The 6196-nt window shown below is 41.2% G+C and carries 6 protein-coding genes; 1 reads left to right on the forward strand and 5 read right to left on the reverse strand.

Features of this window, described 5'->3' with window-relative positions:
- Nucleotides 1-179: 179 nt before the first annotated feature.
- From L650_RS0111205 to rph, 3 genes are read right to left on the reverse strand one after another with little or no spacing between them, the layout of a single operon-like run.
- Complete coding sequence (locus L650_RS0111205; RefSeq protein WP_029773152.1) at nt 180-563, reverse strand: diacylglycerol kinase; 384 nt, start codon at nt 561-563, stop codon at nt 180-182.
- A 58-nt stretch (nt 564-621) separates the two neighbouring features.
- Nucleotides 622-1266: an orotate phosphoribosyltransferase gene (gene pyrE / locus L650_RS0111210; RefSeq protein ID WP_004588247.1), complete on the reverse strand. Its 645-nt coding sequence runs from the start codon at nt 1264-1266 to the stop codon at nt 622-624.
- A gap of 12 nt (nt 1267-1278) precedes the next feature.
- Complete coding sequence (gene rph / locus L650_RS0111215) at nt 1279-1992, reverse strand: ribonuclease PH (protein ID WP_004588248.1); 714 nt, start codon at nt 1990-1992, stop codon at nt 1279-1281.
- Nucleotides 1993-2155: 163 nt separating this feature from the next.
- On the opposite strand from rph, the gene L650_RS0111220 reads away from it, so the two are divergent.
- On the forward strand, nt 2156-3016 hold the full coding sequence (locus tag L650_RS0111220; protein WP_024032427.1) for a YicC/YloC family endoribonuclease: 861 nt from the start codon (nt 2156-2158) through the stop codon (nt 3014-3016).
- Nucleotides 3017-3085: 69 nt separating this feature from the next.
- Here the strand turns inward: L650_RS0111220 and L650_RS0111225 are convergent, their stop codons facing one another.
- Together L650_RS0111225 and L650_RS0111230 are read right to left on the reverse strand one after the other, a co-directional pair.
- The gene (locus L650_RS0111225; RefSeq protein ID WP_029773153.1) at nt 3086-5548 is read right to left on the reverse strand and encodes a S8 family serine peptidase; all 2463 of its coding nucleotides are present in this window, start codon (nt 5546-5548) and stop codon (nt 3086-3088) included.
- A gap of 101 nt (nt 5549-5649) precedes the next feature.
- Nucleotides 5650-6196: response regulator (locus L650_RS0111230; protein ID WP_029773154.1), on the reverse strand; the 547-nt coding region annotated here is incomplete at its 5' end.

Genomic DNA, 6196 nt, shown 5'->3' on the forward strand with positions numbered 1-6196 from the left:
GCTCTGCCGTCTCAGTGGGGTCGCATTATAGGGAGATCCGAAAACAGATCAACCCTTTTTTGAAGAAAACTTGAAATAAATGACTGTTCGCTGAGTATTTGAGCTAAATGCGCTAAAAACACAACATAACTAGCACTTTATTAACATTTTAGGTGTATTAATTGGTTTATATAGAGGGTTCACTGAAATAACTTTATATACAAACTAGCACCCCACACGATCGTAAGGATCATTAATGAGAGTGTTACCGCTGCAGATCCCATATCTTTCGCACGCCCCGATAATACATGGCGCTCTGTACTTACGCGATCAGTGAGCGCTTCTATTGCTGAATTAAGTAATTCCACAATCAGTATGATCAGTAATGTACTTACTAACAATGCCCAATGTAATGCCGATGAAGCTAGCCAAAAAGAAATGGGTAGCAAAATAATGCTAAGTAGCAACTCTTGCCTAAAAGCCGCTTCTTCTATAAAGGCCGCTTTAAAACCAAGGTATGAACAATACGTTGCTTTAAATATACGCTTTATACCAAGGCCGTTAGGTTTAAATACATCTTTCATTATTAGCTCTATTTACTGTGGTCAAAATAAAGCCCCGCAATTGCGAGGCTTTTTTTAGTTAGGCAATACCGTATTGATCTCGGTATGCTTTAACTGATGCTAAATGCTCGTCCATTGTACCTTGGCTCTCAAGGTAGCTAATAAGATCAGCTAATTTTACAATAGAGATCACTTTGGTATTAAAGTCGCGCTCAACCTCTTGAATAGCTGAAAGCTCAGCTTTGCCTTTTTCTTGGCGATCAAGTGCTATTAGTACACCACTTAGGTCTGCGCCGTTATCGGCAATGATTTCCATTGATTCACGAATCGCAGTGCCTGCGGTGATCACATCATCCACCAGCATAATTTTGCCCGTTAATGCAGAACCTACTAATGTACCACCCTCACCATGTGCTTTTTTCTCTTTACGGTTAAAGCAATAAGGTACATCTTTATCATGGTGATCTGCCAGCGCTACTGCGGTAGTGGTTGCAATAGGAATACCTTTATAAGCTGGGCCAAATAAAACGTCGTATTCTATTGCGGCGTCTTCAAGGGCTGATGCATAAAAACGACCCAAACGTGCTAAATCACGTCCTGTATTAAAAAGGCCAGCATTAAAAAAGTATGGGCTTGTACGACCTGATTTAAGGGTAAACTCGCCAAATTTTAAAACCTGCTTTTCTAAAGCAAATTCAATAAACTCTTTTTGATAATCTTTCATTGGGGTACTCGCTTATGCTAACGCTTGTTTTTGAACGTCAATAATTTCACGGATTGAATGTTTAGCCAGTGTAAGTAGCTCATCTAATTCGTCGAACGAGAATGGTTCGCCCTCTGCGGTACCTTGTACTTCAATAATTTTACCTGTTTCAGTTAAAATTACGTTCATATCGGTTTCGGCTTCAGAATCTTCAAGGTACTCTAAATCACTAATTGGTTGGCCTTTATAAATACCTACCGAGATAGCAGCAATCATATGCTTAAGTGGGTTTGAGTTGATCATTCCTTTAGCGCGCATGTGAGTAAGTGCATCAACTAAAGCAACGCATGCACCACTGATAGATGCAGTACGTGTTCCGCCATCAGCTTGAATCACATCACAGTCAATTGTAATGGTGTTTTCGCCAAGCGCTTTTAAATCTACTGCAGCTCTTAATGCGCGAGCAATTAAGCGTTGAATTTCCATAGTACGACCGCCTTGCTTGCCACGTGCTGCTTCACGTGCGTTACGCGTGTGCGTTGAGCGCGGTAGCATACCGTATTCAGCGTTGATCCAACCTTTACCTTGGCCTTTCATAAAACGTGGTACACCTGCTTCAACCGTAGCAGTACAAAGTACTTTGGTATTACCAAACTCAACAAGTACTGAGCCTTCAGCGTGTAATGTGTAATTACGTGTAAATGATACCGGTCTAATTTGGTTAGGTGTTCTTTCGCTTGGACGCATTGACGATCCCCTTAATTCTGAATTTGCGACATTATAAGTGCATGTGCAGGTAGATGCCATGCTGATTGTAAAATATTCAGCGTAATAAATTTTCTCTAGAGGTTAAGCAGTGTTACGGTATAATCATCGCAATATTGTATTAATAAATTTTAGGAACTTATCCATGATCCACAGTATGACTGCTTATGCGCGTCGCGAAATTAAAGGCGATTGGGGCACTGGCACCTGGGAAATTCGTTCAGTAAACCAGCGCTACCTTGAAACGTTTATTCGCGCACCAGAGCAATTTCGTGGCATGGAGCCGGTAATTCGTGAGCGTTTACGTAAAAATTTGCAACGCGGTAAAGTTGAAGTATTTTTAAAGTTTGTTGCAAATCCAGCACACGTGGGTGAGCTATCAATTAATGAGTCACTTGCTGAGCAACTAATAAATAGTGCTAAATGGGTGCAGCAACAAAGCAGTGGCGACATTAACCCTGTTGATATACTGCGCTGGCCTGGCGTAATGGAAGCACAGGAGCTCGATTTAGATACTGTAAATAAAGCACTTATAGCGGGCTTTGACCAAGTAGTTGAAGATTTTAAATCAGCCCGTGGCGATGAAGGCGCAAATTTAGAAGAAATGATTGCCACTCGCCTTGATGCCATACTTGAGCAAGTTACTGTAGTAGAAAGTCACTTACCAGAAATAGCAAAGTGGCAGCGTGAAAAGCTTAATCAAAAGCTTGAAGACTTAAAAACCGACATTGACGAATCTCGCCTTGAACAAGAGCTTATTTACCTTGCGCAAAAGCAAGATGTTGCCGAAGAACTCGACCGCTTAAAATCGCACGTAAAAGAAACTAAAAAAATTCTTAATAAAGGTGGCGCGTGTGGCCGCCGTTTAGATTTTATGATGCAAGAGTTTAACCGCGAAGCAAACACCCTAGCCTCTAAGTCTATTAATAGCGATATTACTAATGCAGCTGTAGAGCTAAAAGTGCTTATTGAGCAGATGAGAGAGCAAATTCAGAATATTGAATAACTATTAGTCCATATAAAAAAGCACCACAATACATGTTGGTAAAGTGGTGCTTAATACTTCATCGGAGGGTTAGTTTTTGTGAAGCCTTGTGATTGCTACCGCGTAATCTGCTCGTGTAATTAACTTATCACCATTAAACGATGCTGATAACGTGGGCTCTAAATCATAAGCATTTTGGCTAATATTGTAATAAGCATTCATTACCCCTAAGTCTAAAGCAAGTTGCACATAACCTTTTAGCTCACTTGGGATTGCCTCTTGGTCTGTTAGCGCTATTCGTTGCTCACCATAAACTACAGTTATATCACCTTCAAAGCTAAAAGCTTGATTCTCCAATGCCAAAGATTGCATTAATGAATACGCGAGCTCATTTCGGCTAACTGGCTCAAGCGGGCTAAATAAGCTTGCATCGGATTGCATAACTGCTGCTTGATCTTGCTCTGTATTTCTAAGTGCAGCCCCTTGTTGAGTCACACTATTAATCGCTGCAGAAAAATCGTTTGATACATCATTGAACTGACTATTTTTAGCTAAGTTCGACTGTCTAATCCCTCCTCCTAACATAAGAAAGTCAGCTAACTCTTGGCGTAAAAGATAGTCATTCGGATGAAAACCCGTTCTTTTAGCATCAACTAGCTGCTCACTAACGGCATATTCAATAAATGACTTTGCAGGATGATCGCTAATATCTCTGAGGCCTTTATACCCATCGGTCTTAACTATTTTAATATTTGCAGTGATTTCACTAGGTAGCCCGTAACCATTTGTAAGGCCAGCGGGGTCTACATCAACACCAGACACTCCCCCAATACCATGCGCTTTTAAGGTCCAATTACCAAATTCAGCCGGAGCAGTAACTGCGATATTTTGTCCTAAAACGGGTAATGCAATACTTGAACTATACGTTTTACCTGAAGGACTAACGAGTGATAAGCCAACCGTATTATCGTCAACATTAGCGTTAACCATTACCATGGAAGCATTCACATTTACGGGAATTAAAATACCGTCGTTTTCACCCACTGGGCTAAAGGGTACTGATTCACTATAGTCTGCTTGTATTGATGTTAACGCGTAAGCATTAAATTCACGTTGTAGTTTAGTCGTTTCACCAAATGCAAGCTGTGTGTTTACAACCGACTGTACTGCTGCGTAAGCATTTACATAACCTGCGCCAACTTCCCACGCTTCTTTGCCAGGCATATTAGTTGCTGTTTTTTGCAAGATACTTTTAACTTCTCGCCAAGTTAAATTTGGATTAGCTTCAAGCATTAATGCAACAACACCTGAAATGTGCGGGGCAGACATCGAGGTACCACTCATAGATGTATAATACGGTACGTGACTGGCTTCCATCACTTCGCTATCATCTGTAATGCTCAGTGCACTTAAACTAGATAAAGAAGCACGTGTAGAAATAACATCAACGCCTGGTGCAGTAATTGTAGGGCGATCTTCCCAAGTAAACGTTTCGCCATCTACACTTACAACGCCTGATTTACCTTTAACGCCGCGAGAACTAAAATCGGCTAACTGCCCATCTTTATCTCCTGCAGCAACCGTTATAACCCAAGGTGCTTTTTTAAAATTACCAGTAATCGTCGATTCACCGCTACCTGAGTTCCCTGCAGAGAACACCACTATTACACCGTTATCTGAAAGCTGCTTTGTTGCCACATTGGTTGGGTGATCTGGGTTGAAGTCGGTGCCTGTATCACTAGTACTACCAAATGAATTAGAGATCACACGAATATTGTAATCGTATTGGTGAGTTAAAGCGTAATCAAAGCCCCCTATCGTATCAAGTATAAATAAACCAGCTCCTGAGCCATAACCAATAATTTTAGCTCCGGGCGCAACCCCTTGATACTTACCACTAGACATGGCGCCATTACCACCAATAATGCCAGCTACGTGCGAACCATGGCCACCAGCAATATCTGTATTTGCCGTGTTTTCTTGATAGGTAATAGGTAGTATTTCAGAAAGAGAGTGCAAATTGGTTTGCGCCAATACGTTTTGTATAACATGGTTTGGATATTTAATATCTGAGTGAGTGCCGTCTACACCTGAATCGTTAACTACTACCCCAATACCACGGCCCGAAAAAGGCATGCCTTGGTTACGTAGAGATGAATCTTCACGGAGCCTATCTACACCTGTAATTTGTGTTGAGCCATCGTTTTCAAGCGTAAGCGGTGAGTTATACCAAACTGAGCGGACCTTATCAGAGGCATAAATTGCATCAATTTGAGCCTTGGTCGCTTTTATTCCCATAATTGGTAGATTATTAAAGGTGATCCCTCCAAGGACACCCGCCGATTCGATAACATTGGTTAGATCGCTTGTTAGCTTTCCTTTACCTTCAAACGTTACGATTACTTCAAAAGCATCTTGATCTGTTGCACTTGTAAGTAGTTGTTGCAGCTGCGGCCCTAATGACTTTGCTGATACGTGCAAGGGCGCTAAGCACATACCCGCACTCATAAGTCCGATCAGTAATTTTTTAGTTTTTAGTGTTGTTTTAAACATGAGCTTACACCTTAATTGTTTTGACCCATTGAGAATGGCAAACAACTAACGTTTAAAACATACGGGAAAACCCCTAGGGTGTATTAGTTAAAACACCCGTTTTATAGCAATAGGTTATTTTTAGCTGCATAGCGTACAAGCTCTGCAGCATTAGCAACACTGAGCTTATCGAGCACCTTTCCTCGATGGTTTTCAGCCGTTTTAACGCTAATATCGAGTGAGCGCGCTATGTCTTTTGTTGTTTTACCTTCAATTATTAAATGAAAAACTTCTCTCTCTCTGCTGGTAAGGTTTTTATATGGGTCTTGCCATTGCTCAGCTGGCTTGCACGATAAAGAGGCTAAAACATTAGCTGCGTACTGGCTAAAATACGTTTTACCTTGTGAGAGTGCATTAACGGCATCTAATAACTCATCGCTGGCGCTATCTTTTAATAAGTAGCCTGATGCACCAGCACGAACCATATGAATTACATACTCTTGTTCTTCATGCATGGTCAAAACCAATACTTTAGATTCAGGGAGTTGTTCGTGCAGCCTTTTAACTGCCTCCATGCCGTTTAGTTCAGGCATGCTTATATCAATAACAATAACGCATGGCTTTAATGCTAGTGCCTTAGTAACAGCCTGCATACCATCAGCGGCTTCT

It is taken from the genome of Pseudoalteromonas sp. TB51 (assembly GCF_000498055.1).
Classification (GTDB): domain Bacteria; phylum Pseudomonadota; class Gammaproteobacteria; order Enterobacterales; family Alteromonadaceae; genus Pseudoalteromonas; species Pseudoalteromonas atlantica.